The organism is Kitasatospora sp. NPDC088779 (genome assembly GCF_040685395.1).
Taxonomy (GTDB): Bacteria; Actinomycetota; Actinomycetes; order Streptomycetales; family Streptomycetaceae; genus Kitasatospora.
In genome coordinates, this window is record NZ_JBFBHW010000019.1 from 26,678 (window position 1) to 43,024 (window position 16,347).

15 protein-coding genes and 2 CRISPR repeat arrays are annotated in these 16,347 nt (G+C 71.7%); of the genes, 10 read left to right on the forward strand and 5 right to left on the reverse strand.

Features of this window, described 5'->3' with window-relative positions; all coding sequences use genetic code 11:
* The first annotated feature begins 348 nt into the window (after positions 1–348).
* Complete coding sequence (locus AB0P03_RS19775; protein ID WP_363629940.1) at positions 349–1,011, forward strand: SGNH/GDSL hydrolase family protein; 663 nt, start codon at positions 349–351, stop codon at positions 1,009–1,011.
* A gap of 129 nt (positions 1,012–1,140) precedes the next feature.
* Here the strand turns inward: AB0P03_RS19775 and AB0P03_RS19780 are convergent, their stop codons facing one another.
* The 3 genes from AB0P03_RS19780 to AB0P03_RS19790 form a co-directional block, all read right to left on the reverse strand.
* Positions 1,141–1,470 carry a deoxyxylulose-5-phosphate synthase gene (locus AB0P03_RS19780; protein ID WP_363629942.1) on the reverse strand — a complete coding sequence of 110 codons (330 nt, stop codon included), beginning with the start codon at positions 1,468–1,470 and terminating at the stop codon, positions 1,141–1,143.
* 143 nt (positions 1,471–1,613) lie between these two features.
* Positions 1,614–3,053 (reverse strand): carboxylesterase family protein, encoded by a 1,440-nt coding sequence (locus AB0P03_RS19785; RefSeq protein ID WP_363629944.1) that lies wholly within the window; start codon positions 3,051–3,053, stop codon positions 1,614–1,616.
* A gap of 112 nt (positions 3,054–3,165) precedes the next feature.
* Positions 3,166–4,083: an MBL fold metallo-hydrolase gene (locus AB0P03_RS19790; RefSeq protein WP_363619891.1), complete on the reverse strand. Its 918-nt coding sequence runs from the start codon at positions 4,081–4,083 to the stop codon at positions 3,166–3,168.
* 198 nt (positions 4,084–4,281) lie between these two features.
* Here AB0P03_RS19790 and AB0P03_RS19795 point away from each other — a divergent pair, with 198 nt between their 5' ends.
* From AB0P03_RS19795 to cutA, 7 genes are all read left to right on the forward strand, one after another.
* Complete coding sequence (locus AB0P03_RS19795) at positions 4,282–5,190, forward strand: helix-turn-helix transcriptional regulator (RefSeq protein ID WP_363629946.1); 909 nt, start codon at positions 4,282–4,284, stop codon at positions 5,188–5,190.
* A gap of 414 nt (positions 5,191–5,604) precedes the next feature.
* Positions 5,605–6,237 carry an HAD family hydrolase gene (locus AB0P03_RS19800; RefSeq protein WP_363583333.1) on the forward strand — a complete coding sequence of 211 codons (633 nt, stop codon included), beginning with the start codon at positions 5,605–5,607 and terminating at the stop codon, positions 6,235–6,237.
* Between the two features lie 98 nt (positions 6,238–6,335).
* Positions 6,336–7,520, forward strand: coding sequence for a helix-turn-helix transcriptional regulator (locus tag AB0P03_RS19805; RefSeq protein WP_363583335.1), 1,185 nt, complete (start codon positions 6,336–6,338; stop codon positions 7,518–7,520).
* A gap of 255 nt (positions 7,521–7,775) precedes the next feature.
* Complete coding sequence (locus AB0P03_RS19810) at positions 7,776–8,252, forward strand: hypothetical protein (protein ID WP_363583337.1); 477 nt, start codon at positions 7,776–7,778, stop codon at positions 8,250–8,252.
* Positions 8,249–8,437 carry a hypothetical protein gene (locus AB0P03_RS19815; RefSeq protein WP_363583339.1) on the forward strand — a complete coding sequence of 63 codons (189 nt, stop codon included), beginning with the start codon at positions 8,249–8,251 and terminating at the stop codon, positions 8,435–8,437. The genes AB0P03_RS19810 and AB0P03_RS19815 overlap by 4 nt, the downstream gene beginning before the upstream one ends.
* A complete protein-coding gene (locus tag AB0P03_RS19820; RefSeq protein WP_363583341.1) occupies positions 8,413–8,853 on the forward strand; it encodes a hypothetical protein in 441 nt (146 codons plus the stop codon). The genes AB0P03_RS19815 and AB0P03_RS19820 overlap by 25 nt, the downstream gene beginning before the upstream one ends.
* A 381-nt stretch (positions 8,854–9,234) precedes the next feature.
* Positions 9,235–9,934: a CRISPR direct-repeat array (repeat unit 29 nt; unit sequence GGAGCAATCCCCGCGAGCGCGGGGCCGAT).
* A 289-nt stretch (positions 9,935–10,223) separates the two neighbouring features.
* Positions 10,224–10,547 carry a divalent-cation tolerance protein CutA gene (gene cutA / locus AB0P03_RS19825; protein WP_363629948.1) on the forward strand — a complete coding sequence of 108 codons (324 nt, stop codon included), beginning with the start codon at positions 10,224–10,226 and terminating at the stop codon, positions 10,545–10,547.
* Here the strand turns inward: cutA and AB0P03_RS19830 are convergent.
* A complete protein-coding gene (locus AB0P03_RS19830) occupies positions 10,495–11,073 on the reverse strand; it encodes a hypothetical protein (protein WP_363629950.1) in 579 nt (192 codons plus the stop codon). The genes cutA and AB0P03_RS19830 overlap by 53 nt on opposite strands.
* Positions 11,074–11,536: 463 nt before the next feature.
* Here AB0P03_RS19830 and AB0P03_RS19835 point away from each other — a divergent pair, with 463 nt between their 5' ends.
* The gene (locus tag AB0P03_RS19835; RefSeq protein ID WP_363629952.1) at positions 11,537–11,830 is read left to right on the forward strand and encodes a DUF6087 family protein; all 294 of its coding nucleotides are present in this window, start codon (positions 11,537–11,539) and stop codon (positions 11,828–11,830) included.
* A 30-nt stretch (positions 11,831–11,860) separates the two neighbouring features.
* Here AB0P03_RS19835 and AB0P03_RS19840 read toward each other — a convergent pair whose 3' ends face one another.
* A complete protein-coding gene (locus AB0P03_RS19840; RefSeq protein ID WP_363629954.1) occupies positions 11,861–12,007 on the reverse strand; it encodes a helix-turn-helix transcriptional regulator in 147 nt (48 codons plus the stop codon).
* 4 nt (positions 12,008–12,011) lie between these two features.
* Positions 12,012–13,076: a CRISPR direct-repeat array (repeat unit 28 nt; unit sequence GGGCAACCCCCGCGAGCGCGGGGCCGAC).
* A 171-nt stretch (positions 13,077–13,247) separates the two neighbouring features.
* On the opposite strand from AB0P03_RS19840, the gene cas3 reads away from it, so the two are divergent.
* On the forward strand, positions 13,248–16,151 hold the full coding sequence (cas3, locus tag AB0P03_RS19845) for a CRISPR-associated helicase Cas3' (protein WP_363629956.1): 2,904 nt from the start codon (positions 13,248–13,250) through the stop codon (positions 16,149–16,151).
* The last annotated feature ends 196 nt before the right edge of the window (positions 16,152–16,347 follow it).

Below are 16,347 nucleotides of genomic sequence, written 5' to 3' on the forward strand. Positions count from 1 at the left end.
CCGACGAACGGCCCGACGTACGCTCCGGCGGGCTCGGGAAGGAACCGGCGGACGGACTGGGAACTGGGCTGGACGTCATCCGCACCTCGGTCTCGCGGTCTCTGCTGTCGGATCCGCGACTGCTGAATCCTCTGAACCTTCGACTGAAGCAGAAAAGCCACCGGTCCGGGTGGCGGCGGCCCACCGGCCTCGGGGGCCGTCAGCGCGATGACGGTGGCGTGCCGGTGATTGTCAGCCCGATGACGGCGAGGTCCGACACCTTCGAGAGGTCCGGCCTTGCCCCTCCTCACCCGAATTCACGTTCACATCAGCCGAATTCACGTCCACGTCCACGTCCAAGGAGCGCACATGACGATCACCATCCGACCGGGAAGCACCGTGATGTTCACCGGCGACTCGATCACCGACTGCCAACGGCAGCAGAGCGAAGACGGCCTCGGCTACGGCTACCCGCTGCGCGTCGCGGGAGAGTGGGGACTCCGGCACCCGGACCGGCCCGTGACCTGGCTGAACACCGGGAACGCGGGCGACAAGGTGATGAACCTCGAAGCCCGCTGGCAGACCGACGTGCTCGACGCCCGACCGGACGTGGTGTCGATCCTCGTCGGAGTCAACGACATGGGCTGGCACACGCTGGACCCGGAGGGGCGCGTGATCCCCGCGGAGGAGTTCGAAGCGGGCTACGACCGCCTGCTCGCGCCCCTCGCCGAGACGGGCACGCAGCTGATCCTCATCGAGCCGTTCCTCCTGCCGATCCACGGCGTCATCGAGGCCGGCGCCGCCCTCATCGGAGCGGATGAACGACGGCAATGGCGCACCGACCTGGACCCCAAGATCCAGGCCGTGCGCCAACTCGCCCGCACCTACGGCGCGCACCTGCTCGCCGCCGACGGCATGTTCGCCGAACTCGCCGCCGCGGCCGGCCCGGAGCACTGGTCCGAGGACGGCGTCCACCCGACGCCCGCCGGCCACGCCGCACTCGCGGCAGCCTGGCTGCGCCTGGTCGCCTGACCGCGCCCCGCGACCACCCGCGACAGCGGCGGTCGCGGGGAGATCCAAGGGCCCCAGGCCGGCCTCACCAGAGCCAGGGAGGAACGCCGTTGCTCGCCCAGACCTGAATGCCCGTGCGGGACAGCTTCGTCAGGGAAGCTCGCGGCGCACCAGCACACGGGCGGCAGGCTCCCCGGTGAGCCGGGCGTGTGCCATCCGTTCGCGCACCTCGCCGAGCGTGCGTGGCCGGTAGCCGGGGCCACCGCAGCAGCCCTTGTGGAATCGGACCCCCGCGTGCAGCAGCACGGAGAGCGTCCGCCAACCGGCGGCGTCCCGTCGACGCGGTGCCGCGAAGGCGGACCCGACGTGGATCAGAGCCTCGGTGCAACGCGGGCAGCGCCGTTCGTGCGTCCCGGGGTAGGGCTGCTTGTACGAGGCCCGGCAGGGCAGACAGACGTACGAGGTCCTTGCATGGGCCATGAGGCCAGACTATGCGTCGGCGGCCGTCGAGCCGACCGGATTTCCTCCCGTCCGGCCTCAGGGAAGCCATGTCTCGGGCGGTTCCTGGCGGCTCCCGGCGGTTCCCGGCGGTCCCCGCGGTCCCCGGCTGTCGCTGGCGGCGCTCAGCCGCCGAAGGCCTCCGCCACGGGTCGCCGCAGGTCGTAGGCGGCCCAACCCGGGTCCCCGGTGCCGGCGAACGCGACCCAGGCACCGTGGACCCGGGCTGCGAGCCCCGCCGGGGCGGGTTCGGGGCCGAGCAGCCCGGTGTCCCCGTGCAGCCACGGTTCGTCGGCGACGTCGAACACGAAGGGCAGTTCGACCGTGTGGGCGGCGCCGAGCCGCCCGCCCAGAGCCGTCGAGCGGTACCCGAACGAGTAGCGGTGCGTACGGCCGCCCGAGATCCGGGCGTGGGCCTGTGCCAGACGCGCCGTACCGGCCTCGAACAGGGCCCGCCCGAGCACGGCGGAGCGCAGCTCGCCCGGTGTCGCGCCCGGCCGGGCCGCGCGGTGCGCGGCGAGGGCGGCCTCCGGGTCCGCGTGCACCCGGGCGGCGACGGCTAGCACGTCGGCGTCCGTGGTGGACTCCAGACCGCCCTGCGGGACGACGTAGAGGTGCCCCTCCTCGGTGTTGGTGCCGATGAGCAGATCGACGTCGGCGGCCGGGCCGTCGGCGAGGGCGTCGGCGGGCTGCGCCGGCAGGACCAGGCTGAACGGGCTGAGCCCGGCCAGCGGGTCCGAAGCGGCGTCGGTCCGCAGATCCAGGCCGGCCAGCGCGGGCAGGACCGCCACGAAACGCTCGTCCGGGACCAGGGCGAACGCCTCCACGGTCGGCTCGACGCCCAGCGCGGCCGCCACCGCGGCGGTGACCCGCTGTGCCTGCTCCGGGGTGAACGCGCCGCAGCCGTTGCCGCTCTGGACGATCGCCCGCCGGAACAGACCGGCGGCCGCCGGAGTCGCGAGCAGCGCGCCGACGAGCGTGGCGCCCGCGGACTGGCCGAAGACCGTGACGTTCCCCGGGTCGCCACCGAAGGCCGCCACCGAGCCCCGCACCCACCTGAGCGCGGCGAGCACGTCGAGCAGCCCGCGGTTGGCCGGAGCGCCCGCCAGCTCCAGGAACCCCGGCACGCCGAGACGGTAGTTCACCGTCACCAGGACGACACCGTCGCGGGCGAACGCGCCGCCGCCGTAGATCGCCGCGCGGTTCGAGCCGGTGACGAACCCGCCGCCGTGCACGAAGACCATGACGGGGCGCCCGCCCCCGTCGGCGGCCGGCGTGTGGACGTCGACGGTCAGGTACTCCTCGCCGGGCACCCAGCCCGGCCCGAAGTAGGGGCTCATGTCGAGCCGGCCGAAGTCCCGGGCCGGCTGGGGGGCGGTCGGCGAGGGCCTGCCGCCGTCACGGACACCCGGCCAGCCCGGGTGCGGTACGGGCGCGGCGAACCGGCCGGCACCGACCGGCGCCGCCGCGTACGGGAGGGCGCGGAAGCGCTCACCGGACTCGTCACGGACGCCGCGCACGGCGCCCGCCGGGGTTTCGACGACCGGATCTGCCTGTCGGGGCACGGGATGACTTCCTCTCTGGAAGGGAGCGAAGGGGACATCGATCGGGGGAGCTTCGGACGGGACGTCGGGACGTCGGGACGTCGGGACGTCGGGAGGTCGGGAGATCGGGAGATCAGGAGATCCGGGAGAAACCCGCCCACTCCTTGACCGCGAACTTCGACCCGCTGCGCGCGACCTCCATCGCCCCCCGGCCGCCGAAGTGCGCCGGGAGGACGAGCGCGTTGTTCTCGGCGGCGCGGCCGAGCAGCTTGCGCCGGGTCGCGCGGGACTCCGCCGGGTCCTCGCAGAAACAGGAATTGGTCTCCGGCTCCGCGATCTGCAACGCGGTGTGCACCAGATCCCCGACGAACAAGGCCTGGTCGCCGCCGGACTCCAGGGTGAGCACGGACGAGCCGGGAGTGTGCCCGGGAGCGAGATCGAGCCGCAGGTTCCCGTCGATCCGGTACGTCCCCTCCCACAGGTGCGTCAGCCCCGCCGCGTGGACCGGCGCGACGCTGTCCTCGAACACGTTCTGGTTCCCCCGGCCGAACACGCTCCTGTGCCCGTTGGCCGGGTCCCAGAACTCGAAGTCCCGCCGGGGCATCAGATACGTGGCGTTCGGGAAGGTCGGCACCCAGTCCCGGCCGTCGAGACGGGTGTTCCAGCCCACGTGATCGACGTGCAGATGGGTGTTGACCACGACGTCGACGTCCTCGGGCCGCACCCCGGTGGCGGCGAGGTTGTCGAGGTAGCCGGTGTCCAGGCGGCTCCACACCGGCGCGTAAGGGCGGTCCTTGTGGTTGCCCACGCCGGTGTCCACGAGGATCGTGCGCCCCTCGCTGCGCAGCAGCCAGGACTGGATCGCCGTACGGCACTCGTCCGTCTCCGGGTCCCAGAAGTCGGGCGCCAGCCAGTCGCGGTGCTCGTCCCACGAGCCGTCGGGGCTGTCCGGGAAGAACTGGCCCGGCGTCAGCCCGGCCGAGCCGTAGAACTCCTTGACGCGGGTGACGGTGACGTCGCCCAAGGTGATCTGTTCGGGGTCCTGGCCCATGTGCTGATCCATGTCGTGATCGATGTTCTGGTTCATGTCCTGATCCATGAGGTCCGTCCTCGGGTCCGGGATACGCGGCCGAATCGGCGGCCGACTGAGATCGATCCTGGACACCCGGACGGGCACCAGCCACTCCCGGCTTGTCCTACCCCTCGCAGGGTGTGGCAGGGACCGGGCCGCCCGTCGAATACTGGGGCGATGAACGGACCAGGCCCACTCGGCGCCTTCCTCCAAGCCCGGCGGGCGCAGCTGCGGCCCGAGGACGTCGGCCTGCGCGACCTCGGGCCCCGCAGACGGGTGGCCGGGCTCCGGCGCGAAGAACTGGCCCAACTCGCGGGCGTCAGCGTCTCCTACTACACCCGGCTGGAACAGGGCCTGTCCCGCGGGGCCTCCGCCGAGGTGCTCGACGCCATCGCCGGCGCCCTCCTGCTCGACACCCACGAACGCGCCCACCTCGACCGGCTCGCCGACACCGCCCGCCACACGCCCCGGCCACGCCGCCCACGGCCCGAGAAGCTCGCCGACGAAACCCGTGACCTCCTCCGCGCCGTCGACGGCGTCCCCGCGATCGTGCTCGGCCGCCGCACCGACGTCCTGGCCTGGAACACCCTCGGACACGCCCTGCTGGCCGGCCACCTCGACCTCCTCAGCCCGGACGACCCGGCCCGACGGCCGAACATGAGCCGGATGCTCTTCCTCGACCTGCACTGCCGGGAGCTGTACGCGGACTGGGAACGCAAGGCGCGCGCGGTGGTCGGCAACCTGCGCATCGCCGTCGGCAGACATCCGGAGGACGCGCTGCTCGCGGAGTTGATCGGCGAACTGACCATGAAAAGCCCGGAGTTCGTCGCCCTGTGGGCAGACCACCGCGTAGTGCCGTGCGACGCCTCGTCCTACGAGCTGCACCACCCCGTCGTCGGCACGGTCACGGTGACCCAGCAGACCCTGTCCATCGCCCGCTCGCCAGACCAGGCGCTCATCGTGTGCACCACCCCCGCCAACTCCCCCTCCGAGCAGGCCCTCACCCTCCTCCGCCACGCGGCCGTCAGTTGGGCACCGCACGCGTGCGGCGCGGGCGCTGCCGAGGAGCCGCGTCGGCAGACGTAGGCAGGGCAGCGCTACGGTAGCCGGGCCCGCTGTAACGGCGCCGCCTCGGCCCCTGCTACGCGGGACGCAGCAGGGCTCGCGGTCTTCCCCAACCGCCAGCACCGACACGGCCAGGCAGACACAGGCCCGCAAGAGCCCGCACAAGGCCAAGGGCACCAAGCGGACCTCGAAGGAGCGCAAGGACCCGAAGGCCTCCTACGACCCGTGGCAGGAACTCGCCAGCGACCGCCCTCATCGGCAGTAAGAGGCACCACTGGGAAGCCGATGACCCCACGCGGACGCCGACCGTGAACAGAGTTGAGCAATTCCCGCCAGCGCGGGGCCGATCCTTCGGTGGTGCAGTACCCGGTGATCGGGCTGGAGCAATCCCCGCGAGCGCGGGGCCGATGACCGGGTCGGGCGTAGGCTCGGTCCATGCCCATCCGCTCTGTGGTGTTCGACATCGGCGAGACCCTGACCAGCGATACCCGGTACTGGGGCGGCTGGGCCCGCTGGCTTCACGTTCCCACGCACACGATGTCGGCCCTGGTCGGGGCCGTACTGGCTCAAGGTCGGGACAATGCCGACGCGATCCGCATCGTACGCCCGGGTGTGGACGTGGCCGCCGAGTGGCGCGCCCGGCAGGCAGTTGGCCAGGGCGACTACCTTGACGAGGCCGACCTCTACCCGGACGTCCGTCCGGCGCTGGCCCGACTCCGGGAAGCGGGGCTGTGGGTCGGGATCGCCGGCAACCAGAACGCCGCGGTGACCGAGCTGCTGTACGACCTCGACCTGCCGGCCGATGCGATCGCCACGTCCGGCGAGTGGGGGGTGTCCAAGCCGAACCCCGGCTTCTTCGCTCGGGTGACGGCGTGGGCGCCTGGTGAACCTCACGAGATCGTGTACATCGGCGACCATCCGACGAACGACGTGACACCTGCCCAGGCTGCCGGCCTCCGAGCCGCGCACCTTCGCCGCGGTCCGATCGGGCTCACGTCGACCGCGCCCACTGCGGACTGGACCGTGAACTCGCTGACCGAACTGGCCGAGGTGCTGGTCGGCCAGTAGCAGGACCGCCCCGGCGGCGTGACCGCCGGGGCGAATCCGCCCGACGCCGTACAAGCGCCGGTACCGTTCCGATTGCGACCACGGAACGGAGCCACACTATGCCCGTAACCACCGCCACCGCACTCGGTCAGCGAATCGAAACCGCCCGCCTGGCCAGCGGGTTGACGCGTCGACAGCTGGAGACGTTGTCCGGCGTCTCGTACAGCACGATCCGCAAGGTCGAAGGCGGCGAGCGGTCCCCGGGTGACGGAATCCTGGAGGCACTGGCCCGTGCTCTCGACCGCACTCCGGAGGATCTGCTGGACGGCCCCGGTCGTACCGACAGCCGGGTGCACGACGCCATCCCCACCCTGCAGCGCGCGATCGCCGCGTACGACCTGCCGGAGGACGGCCCGGTCCGGTCGCTGCCGCTACTCGCGGCCGACGTCGAACGGGCAGTCGAGGACCGCGTGCAGTCGCGGTACGCACATCTCGCCGAACAGATGCCGCAGTTGCTCAGCGAGTTGTTCCGCGCAGTGGACCAGGCTCGGGGAACTGACCGCGAACGGGCCGCCCGCCTCCTCGCGCTGGCGATCAGGTCGGCGGACGCGGTGGCCTATAAGTACGGCTACGGCGACCTCTCGGGCCGACTGATCGAGCTGATGAGATGGGCGGCATCGATCGCCGCTGATCCCGCCCTCGAAGCCGCCGCGGCGTACGTACGTATGGAGACGTTCTTCTCTGTCGGCCAGCTCGGCCCTGGCTTGCGGTTGCTTCGGACCGCCGTCGACCGGATGCCAGCCCCGACGACGGAGCCGCTCGCTGCGGCTGCTGCCGCCCTGCACATGCGCGCGGCGGTCGCTGCCGGCCGTATGCGGCGCGCGGACGAAGCGCGTGAGCACCTGCGAGACGCCGAGGCGCTGGCCAGCCGGGTGCGGGAGCGGCTCTACAACGGTACGGCGGTCGGGCCTGACAGCCTGGAGGTCCACCGGCTTTCGGTGGCCGTGGAGCTGGGCAAGCCGCAGGATCTCCAGGACGCGGTGGTGGCGGCGGCCCGCTGGGCACCACCGCGCGAACTGCCAGCTGAGCGCCGGTCGCACTACTACATCGACCTCGGCCGGGCCCAGATGCTCCTCGGGCAACCGCAGCACGCGAAGGAATCACTGCTGGTCGCGAGGCAAATCGCCCCGCAACACGTTCGCGAACACGGTCAGGTGCGGACGGAGTTGGCCACGATGGTTCGGCTGTCGCGCGGCCGGGACGAGCAACTGCTCGCTTTCGCTCGGTGGGCCAGGGCTCTGTAAAAGGGGGTGCCACAGGTTGTGGCACTTCCGGGGGTGCCCGACAGGGACGCTTAGAGGCGTGACAGGGACACCGACGCCACAGGTTGTCGAACCGGGGTCAATAAGCCCCGCTCGACTCCACGGAGAAGCGTGTATCGACTGTGGCTCGCCCGAACCGCCTCTGGTAGCGGCTGGTCACGTCTACACGTCGACTGGCCCGACCACGGCGCCGCTCGGCTGGCCGGTCGCGGCTCACCCGAAGTGCAAGGAGACGGCATGTTGACCGACGAACTCACGGTCTCGGTGGACGGCCACTTGGAGCCGGTCACCGCGCCGGCACTGCAGGCACTGGACATCCTGTGGCTGACGGTACGCGAGCTGCCGATGGACAGCCTCCAGATGTGGGCGATGAAGCGGCTGTTTGGCAGCCGCAGCGCGAGCGAGCTGGAACACAGAATGAACGGCGACGAGATCATCGACGTCACGGTTAGCCTGAACGACGGCAGCCTCGTGATCGCGCGGGTGTCGTGCGGCGACGGGCTGACCTGCCGGCAGCGCGTTGCAGCCCGCTACCGCCCGGAGCGGGTGGAGCGACCGGCGGGCCGCCCTGATCAGTGGGTCGTCCTGGACCTGGTGACCGGCTACCCGGCCACCGATTGGTTGTCCTCCGAGTCCGCCGCCCACGAGTGGATCCGCCGAAAGGTGCAGAACGCGAACTACCAGACCGGTCCGGCCCGACGGACCGCCGAGTGAGCGCCGTCGGCGGTACACCGGTCGCGGCCGAGGACCGGATCGAACGGGGTCTGTGTACCGTCTGCGGGCGCGAGGTGGCCGGCCGCGTCCTGCGGGCCCTCACCCCGTACATGGCCGAGGTCGAGCACTGCCCGCCCCTGGACGCCCCGAAGGTTGCGCTGTGCAGGACCAAGACCCGGCGCTGACCGCCATCGACGACCAGCTCACTGCGGCGAGCGCCGATATCGACCAACTGCTCACTGTGGCAGGCGTACGTAGGGGCCCGGCCGTCGACATCGGGGCGGCCCCAGCCTGGGTGCAGACCTCCATCGCGGCCATGGGCCGTGCCATCGACGACGGCACGCTGCAGGTCTGCCGGCACCTCACCGGCCCACAGCCGTGCGCCCTTCAGGCCGAGGTCCCAACCCGCATGATCTGCCTGACCTGCTTCGCGCAGGCGCGGGCCTACCGCACCTGCGCGTCCTGCGGCGCCCCGGCCGGGGCGCCGCCCCCGTACGGCGGGGTGGAGGACCTCATGCGGGTCTGGGTCGTACTGCACTCCCGGGTCCTCTGCATGTCGTGCGCCCGTCCCACCGGGATTGGCGGGACGTTCGGCAGCTAGGCCACTGGCCACGTCACGATGGTGACCCCCAGCAGGAGGAGGACGCGATGGGCGGCACAGTACCCCCAAACGCACAGGGCCGGTGGCAAGAGAAGGGCCGCGGCTCCCGAGGCCCGACCCGGGTACACAAACGCCCCACCATGCCGCCGGACGATATCCCGGCGGTACCGGAGGTTGAGGAGTACGAGATGAACCCGCAGAAGGACCCCAGCGGTGGCTCGGGCGGGATCGGTGGGCCGAAGTCACCGCCGGCCGCCCCGAAGACCCCGCCCCCGCCGAACGACCCGCCGCCGAACCCCGAGAAGTGACTCCCTGGCCGGCCGTACGGCGGTGCGACCGGCCAGGGCTTACCCGTGGAACAGGCGCCAGAGTGGCACACCAAGAGCAATCCCCGCGAGCGCGGGGCCGATGCCCGTCCCGAACGCGGTTTCCATGACTGCGCGGAGCAATCCCCGCGAGCGCGGGGCCGATCGGGCCCGGGAGGCGAGCATGCCCGCGGTCTCGGAGCAATCCCCGCGAGCGTGGGGCCGATAGCCGGCCCGTAACCGGAGCCCGGCGGGTGGCGGAGCAATCCCCGCGAGCGCGGGGCCGATGAGCTGGAGACCCTCAGCCCGGAGGAGCTGGAGGAGCAATCCCCGCGAGCGCGGGGTCGATCGATCCGGGCCTCGGCCGCGACCGCGACCGGTGGAGCAATCCCCGCGAGCGCGGGGCCGATATGCGGCTGAGGTCAGCCTCGCTGTACGGCAAGGAGCAATCCCCGCGAGCGCGGGGCCGATGCCGTGACGGTGGCGCCGTCGTACCCGGCGCCGGAGCAATCCCCGCGAGCGCGGGGCCGATGTCCGTTCCTCCGGCTTCTTCTTCGCCCTCGGGGAGCAATCCCCGCGAGCGCGGGGCCGATCGCGCGGCGAACCGTGAAGTCCGAGATTCCTCGGAGCAATCCCCGCGAGCGCGGGGCCGATGCCACCCTCCGCGAGGTCATCCGAGAGAAGTGGGAGCAATCCCCGCGAGCGCGGGGCCGATCGCGGGTCCGGCCCGGCGCGGGGACGGCGATAGGAGCAATCCCCGCGAGCGCGGGGCCGATACTTCCTGACCTGCGGTGATTAGCGGGCGAGGGGCCTGATTGATTCAGTTCGATTGGTAGAGGGCTCGTCGAACAGCCGATGCGTTGTTGCCATCTCTCCTTGTCCCAGGGCTGGTTGTCGGTGTCGTGGCCTACGCTCTCGAAGCGTACTCGTACGTGGAGGTTGAGACGATGCTTGAGGACCGTTGGCAGTGGTATCCGCCCGAGGTCAGGGGCTGGCTGGGCGCGTTGTGGGGTAGGTCTGCCGGGCAGAGTGGGGGCGGCGGTTGATGCCGGGTACCGTCACGGTATGACGACCGGTGACTTCGTTGTGGTGACGACGACCCATGACGACGAGACGAAGGCCCGTGAGCTCGCCTCGGCGGTGATCCGTGACCGCCTGGCCGCGTGTGCGCAGGTCTACCGCGTCCAGTCCGTCTACTGGTGGGACGGCAGGGTGCAGGACTCCGCCGAGTGGCGGATCGACTTCAAGTCCCGGGCGAACCTGGCTGATCGGCTGTCCGCGCGCATCGTTGAGCTGCACTCCTACGACACGCCGGAGGTCGTCGGGGTGCCGGTGATCACTGGATCCGCCGCCTACCTGGACTGGGTGGCCGCAGAGACGCGAAGCTGATCGGCAGTTGCTCCAAGGAGGCCCGGATCTCGTCTCGAAAGGCCTGGGCCGCCGGCGATGCCGGGAGTTGGTCGGCCAGTGCGGACAGCCGTACTCGACCCATGGTCGTCTGGGCTTCGAGCGTGGCGGCGAGGGCGCGGCGGCCGATCTCGACGGCCTGGTCGACGGCGCCCGCCGTGAGGTAGCCGGCCGCGACGTCTCCGAGCACTGCGACCCTGATCTTCCGGTCGTCTTCGCCCGGGTCGGCCAGGGTCTGGTCTGCGGCCGCGCCGAGGTCTCGGTGTCGCAGCTTGGCGTAGGTCGCCACCGTCATTGAGCTGAGGCGTGCTTCGCCGAAGAAGGAAAACCAGGCCGGAGCGGTGTCGGGCTCCGCGTAGTCGAAGGCAGTCCGGGCGCGGTCCAGTGCACGCAGTGCCGACTCCCTGTCGCCGTCCGCTGCGGCCTCCTCGGCTTCCCGTGCGGCGAGCCAGGCCCGGGCCGCTTCCAGGCCTCGGCCCCGGACATTCTCCTGTGCAGCGGCGAGCATCTGCCGAGCCGTTGCTGCATCCACCCCGTACGAGGCGTAGCCCAGGGCGAGGGCATGCAGCGGGCCGTGTCCGGCGCGGTCGGCCGCGAGTCGAGCCGTCCGGTAGTAGTGACCGGCGCGCGAGTAGTCGCCGAGGTCCCAATAGGTCCATCCGGCCAGAGCCGCGGTCTCTCCAGCGGCGATGGTGAGCGCGCCCCGGTGGGTGACTGCGTTCGGCAGGACCGCAGTGATGTGGTCGATATGCGTGGACAGGTGCGCGGCGAGCAGTCGAGCCGGGATGTGTTCCTCGTCCCCGAACTGTCGAACGCTGGGAGAAGGTCGGTAGCCCGGGACAGGCCGCGTTCGGCCTCATGGTGAGCGGCGAGGACCAGCGGGTCTGGATCGGGGATCCGAGCGGCCCGAGCTGGCTCCTCCCCGGCTGACTGCCGGTACTCTGGGCTGCCCCGTCGCGGAGGAGGACCAGATGGACGAGGACGAACCCCTGGGGCAGTGGGCAGCGCGGCGGGACGCGCGGCGTCGGCCGGTCGGCGAACTCAAGGCCGCGACCATCGGCCACGAGACCGCACCGGCCCACCTGTACCAGGGCGCACCTCGACTCATCTCCTGCTGGGACGGCTACCAGTGGGTACCGGAGACGATCGCGCCGAACTACGCTGCCGCACAGCGCCTCCTGCACGGCATCGACGGCGACGAGGTGATTCCGATGTCTTCGGCTCAACCTCCGAAGAAGCCGGCGGGGAAGCATCGCAAGCCCTGACCGGCCGTACCACGGTGCGGCCGGTCAGCGTCATCCATCACGGAGCAGTCGCCGGAGCGGCACCCCGATTGCACGGGCGATCGCGCTGAACTTGTCGAGCGTGGGCGGCACGGGCCCGTTCTCGAACCGGCCGACGGTCCGCCTGTCCAGTCCGGCCTGCTGCGTCTCTATGGGCACACACGGGGGAGCCCCCGCGAGTGCGGGGCCGACAGCATGATCGCCACCCTGGTCCTCGGCGCGGTCGGGCAACCCCCGCGAGCGCGGGGCCGACGGCGAACCGACCCACTACCCGCACGGCCTGGAGGGGCAACCCCCGCGAGCGCGGGGCCGACCTCCTCGGCGGCAGGGCTTGCCCCTGGCGCGGGGGGCAACCCCCGCGAGCGCGGGGCCGACTGCTGAACCTCGTACCCGCACTCCAGGCGAAGGGGGCAACCCCCGCGAGCGCGGGGCCGACTCGACGGGGCGGCCGAGGACCCTCGACGCCAGGGGGCAACCCCCGCGAGCGCGGGGCCGACTCCGACTCCCGCGCGGTCGAGCGGCGCTACGCCGGGCAACCCCCGCGAGCGCGGGGCCGACACCTCCAGGAGGACCGGGTGCGGGCCCGCCTCGGGGCAACCCCCGCGAGCGCGGGGCCGACCGGCTCCGGCTCCGGCTCCGGCCAGTAGTCCTCGGGCAACCCCCGCGAGCGCGGGGCCGACAATCGTAGGGGCGACGGCCGACACCGGGCGGCGGGGCAACCCCCGCGAGCGCGGGGCCGACAGTCCGACCGGCCCCAGGGATCAGACCTCATCAGGGCAACCCCCGCGAGCGCGGGGCCGACCAGGTGCCGGCGGACGATGCCCGGGATGAGGTGGGGCAACCCCCGCGAGCGCGGGGCCGACTCGTCCCGGGCGATCCGCAGGACGTGACGCAGGGGGCAACCCCCGCGAGCGCGGGGCCGACCAGCTGATCGTTGCGCCGAGGTTGAACGCCCAGGGGCAACCCCCGCGAGCGCGGGGCCGACCGCCGCAGGACTGCCGACCGTGGACCGACGGGGGGCAACCCCCGCGAGCGCGGGGCCGACACACCGGAGATCCGCTCGGCGGCGATGATCGTGGGGCAACCCCCGCGAGCGCGGGGCCGACGCGGACACCGGCCGGGCCAGCGGCGTCTACCCGGGGCAACCCCCGCGAGCGCGGGGCCGACGGCGTCTACCTCACCCAGTACCACCGCAGCCGGGGGCAACCCCCGCGAGCGCGGGGCCGACACTTTCTGACCTGCGGTGATTAGCGGCCGAGGGGCCTGATTGATTCAGTTCGATCGGATGGCGGCCCGGAGGGGAGCTGATGTATGACCGTCATATTTCTTTGCTCCGAGGTGAGTTGTCAGTGGGGTGTCCTAGGCTCTCGAAGCGTACCTGCGTGTGGAGGTTGAGGCGATGGTTGAGGACCGTTGGCAGTGGTACCCGCCCGAGGTCAGGGGCTGGCTGGGTGCGCTGTGGGGTAAGTCGGCCGGGCGGGCCGGGGGAACGGCCAATCTCCTGCTGTCGCACATGCTGGACACTGCGGCGGTGGCAGAGATCCTCTGGGACCGCTACCTGCCGCCGGTGACGCGGTGGCGTCTGGACGCTCTCGCGGGGGGCACGGGTAAGGGGCGGCGTCTGTTCGCCTGGTTGTGCGGGATTCATGACTGTGGCAAGGCCACCCCGGTGTTTCAGCATCTCGACGCCGCCGGTGAGGCAGCGGTCCGTCAAGCGGGGCTCACCTGGGACAAGTACGCAGTGAAGGGGGCGTCTTGGCGGCATGACAAAGCCGGTGCCCGGGTGCTGAGGGCGCTGCTTACTGACGCGAAGTGGCATGAGGAACAGGTCGGTTGGGTCTGGCCGTTGGTCGCCGGCCACCACGGTTTGATCCCGACGCTGGGGCAGCTGAGGCCACCGAAGAAGAACGAAAAGCTGCAAGGCAGCAGCCAGCCCTGGAAGCTCGCGCAGTCGGCGCTGGTGGAGGTGTTCTCGCGGGAGCTCGGCTATGAGGGGAAGTCGCCGCTGGCTGCGGTGGAGCCGGCGCTGGTGCCGAGCCGCGCGGCGCAGCTTCAGCTGTCCGGCTTCGTGGTGATGGCGGACTGGATCGCCAGCGACGAGCGGCACTTCACGGGTGTGTCCGACCTGGCGAAGGTGGCGATGCCTCAAGCGCGGCAGCGGGCCGCGGCGGCGTGGTCGAGGCTCGAACTGCGCGGTGGATGGGGAGCGTTGGCGGCGCCCGGCCCGGAGACGTTTCGGGACCGGTTCGGCCACGGGACCAGGCCCTCGCAGGAGTTGGTCCTCGACGTGGTGCGTCGGATGGGCGGGCCCGGTCTGGCGATCGTCGAGGCGCCGATGGGGGAGGGGAAGACGAAGGCGGCTCTGGCGGCGGCCGAGCTGATGGCAGCGCGTCACGGTGCGGACGGGGTGTTCCTGGGCATGCCGACCCAGGCGACGGCGGACCCGATGTTCACCCAGGTCCGGTCGTGGCTGCGCGAGGTCGGCGATGGGCTGGAGGGCCAGGTCGCGCTGCTGCACGGCAAGCGGATGTTCAACAAGGAGTGGCGCGGCCTGCTGGAGGGCGCGGGGGAGTGGGGGCAGGACGCCGACGACCCCTTCTCGTCGGTGGGAGAAGACGAGTTCGGCATGCAGACCGACTGCTTCGACGGCTGCGCGGACGGGGAGCGCAGGGCCCCCGCCGAGTGGTTCCTCGGGCGTCGCCGTGGTCTGCTGAGCCCGTTCGCGGTCGGCACCATCGACCAGCTCCTGTACGCCGCGACCCGGACCAAGCACGTGATGCTGCGGATGGCTGGCCTGGTGGGCAAGGTCGTGATCCTCGACGAGGTCCATGCCGCCGACGTCTACATGTCGCAGTTCCTGCTGGAGGGCCTGTGGTGGCTCGGGCAGGCCAGCGTGCCGGTGGTGCTGCTGTCGGCGACGCTGCCGCCGGAGCAGCGGTGCCGCCTGGTCGCCGCCTACCTGGCCGGCACGCGGTCGGCGGAGGCCTCGGCAGCCCTGGAGCTTCCCGAGCCGGAGGGCTATCCGAGCGTCACGGCGGCCTGGGCGGGGCCGGCCGGGCAGCCGGAAGTGCTGGTGGAGGGCACCGCGTCCTGGCGTGAGGACCTTCAGGTGCGGGTCGAGGTGCTCGACGAGCAGCCGACGCGGACCGACGCCCAAGTCGCGCAGGATGCCGCCGTGGTCGACTATCTGAGGGAGCGGCTGGTTGACGGCGGGTGCGTCCTGGTCATTCGGAACACCGTGGCCCGCGCCCAGTCCGCGTTCGAGGCCCTCCACAAGGAGTTCGGCGCTGATGTCCGGCTCCTGCACGGGCGCCTGCACGCCGGCCACCGGGCGGACCGCACGCAGGAGGTGCTGAAACTCCTCGGACCGCCGGCCGAGGGATCCGGGCGTCCCGGCAGGATGATCGTCGTCGCGACCCAGCTCGCGGAGCAGTCCTTCGACGTCGACGCCGATCTGTTGATCACCGACCTCGCTCCGATGGACCTGCTCCTCCAGCGCATCGGACGCCTCCACCGCCACGACGGCGCGCAGCGCCCCCGCCGGCTGTCCCGGCCCACCGTCGCCGTCACCGGCGTGCACTTCGACGACGACGGCGCGCCGCAGATCCTGCGCGACTCCGAGGGGATCTACGGCCGCTACCTTCTGCTGCGCACGGCCGTCGAGGTCGAGCGGACGGCGAAGGCCGACGGAGGCGCGTGGAGCATCCCCGGCCAGGTGCCGGAGCTGGTCGCCCGGGTCTACGGTACCGACCCCGTCGTCCCGGCGGAGTGGGGCGAGGCCGAGGCGCAGGCCCGGCAGGACTGGGAGGAACGGCAGGCCAAACGCCGCGAGGAAGCCGCCCAGTACGTCCTGACCCGCGCCGGGGAGCACGGTTCGCAGACTCTGGCCGGTCTGCACTACGGAGCCCACGGCACGCTGACAGAGGGACAGTTTGAGGCACTCGTCCGGGACGGGGACCGGAGCGTGGAGGTCGTGCTGGTGCGCCGCACCGGGGAAGACTTCCACGCGATGACGGGCCGTAAGGTCGGCCCCAACGGGACGGTCGCGGCCGAGATGGTGGACGACGTGCTCTCCGGGACGGTGCGCCTGCCCGCCAAACTGACAAAGACTGCCGAGCAGGCGCTCGGTCCGCTGTCGGGCTGGCGCGACCATCCATGGCTGCGATACAGCCTGGCCCTCGAACTCGACGAGCACGGCGAAGCAGCCCTCGGTGACTTCCAGCTGCGCTACGACGACCTGCTCGGCCTCGTGGTGATCGGAGGGCCCCAGCGCGCCCCAGTACCGATAAAGGCGAGGGGGTGAGTCGAACAGGCGTCGACCCACCCCCTCAACCCCGCGCCCCCTCAACCCCGCGACCGCGGGGCCGACTTGCGGCCGACCTGGGCCGGAAAACACGGCCACGGGCCATCCCCGCGCACCGAAGCCGCGGGGCCGGGGGCAATTCAAGCATTCACCCCACAACAGGCATCCGCCGGTGCCACGATGCATCAGCAACAAG

Bases quoted from the DNA above. Each gene is read 5' to 3' on its own strand.
- AB0P03_RS19790 (WP_363619891.1), bottom strand. From the start codon at position 4,083: ATGGGCCAGGACCCCGAACAGATCACCTTGGGCGACGTCACCGTCACC.
- AB0P03_RS19830 (WP_363629950.1), bottom strand. From the start codon at position 11,073: ATGCTCGCCGCTGCACAGGAGAATGTCCGGGGCCGAGGCCTGGAAGCG.
- AB0P03_RS19795 (WP_363629946.1), top strand. From the start codon at position 4,282: ATGAACGGACCAGGCCCACTCGGCGCCTTCCTCCAAGCCCGGCGGGCG.
- AB0P03_RS19800 (WP_363583333.1), top strand. From the start codon at position 5,605: ATGCCCATCCGCTCTGTGGTGTTCGACATCGGCGAGACCCTGACCAGC.
- AB0P03_RS19835 (WP_363629952.1), top strand. From the start codon at position 11,537: ATGGACGAGGACGAACCCCTGGGGCAGTGGGCAGCGCGGCGGGACGCG.
- cutA (WP_363629948.1), top strand. From the start codon at position 10,224: ATGACGACCGGTGACTTCGTTGTGGTGACGACGACCCATGACGACGAG.
- AB0P03_RS19780 (WP_363629942.1), bottom strand. From the start codon at position 1,470: ATGGCCCATGCAAGGACCTCGTACGTCTGTCTGCCCTGCCGGGCCTCG.
- AB0P03_RS19810 (WP_363583337.1), top strand. From the start codon at position 7,776: ATGTTGACCGACGAACTCACGGTCTCGGTGGACGGCCACTTGGAGCCG.
- AB0P03_RS19775 (WP_363629940.1), top strand. From the start codon at position 349: ATGACGATCACCATCCGACCGGGAAGCACCGTGATGTTCACCGGCGAC.
- cas3 (WP_363629956.1), top strand. From the start codon at position 13,248: ATGGTTGAGGACCGTTGGCAGTGGTACCCGCCCGAGGTCAGGGGCTGG.
- AB0P03_RS19805 (WP_363583335.1), top strand. From the start codon at position 6,336: ATGCCCGTAACCACCGCCACCGCACTCGGTCAGCGAATCGAAACCGCC.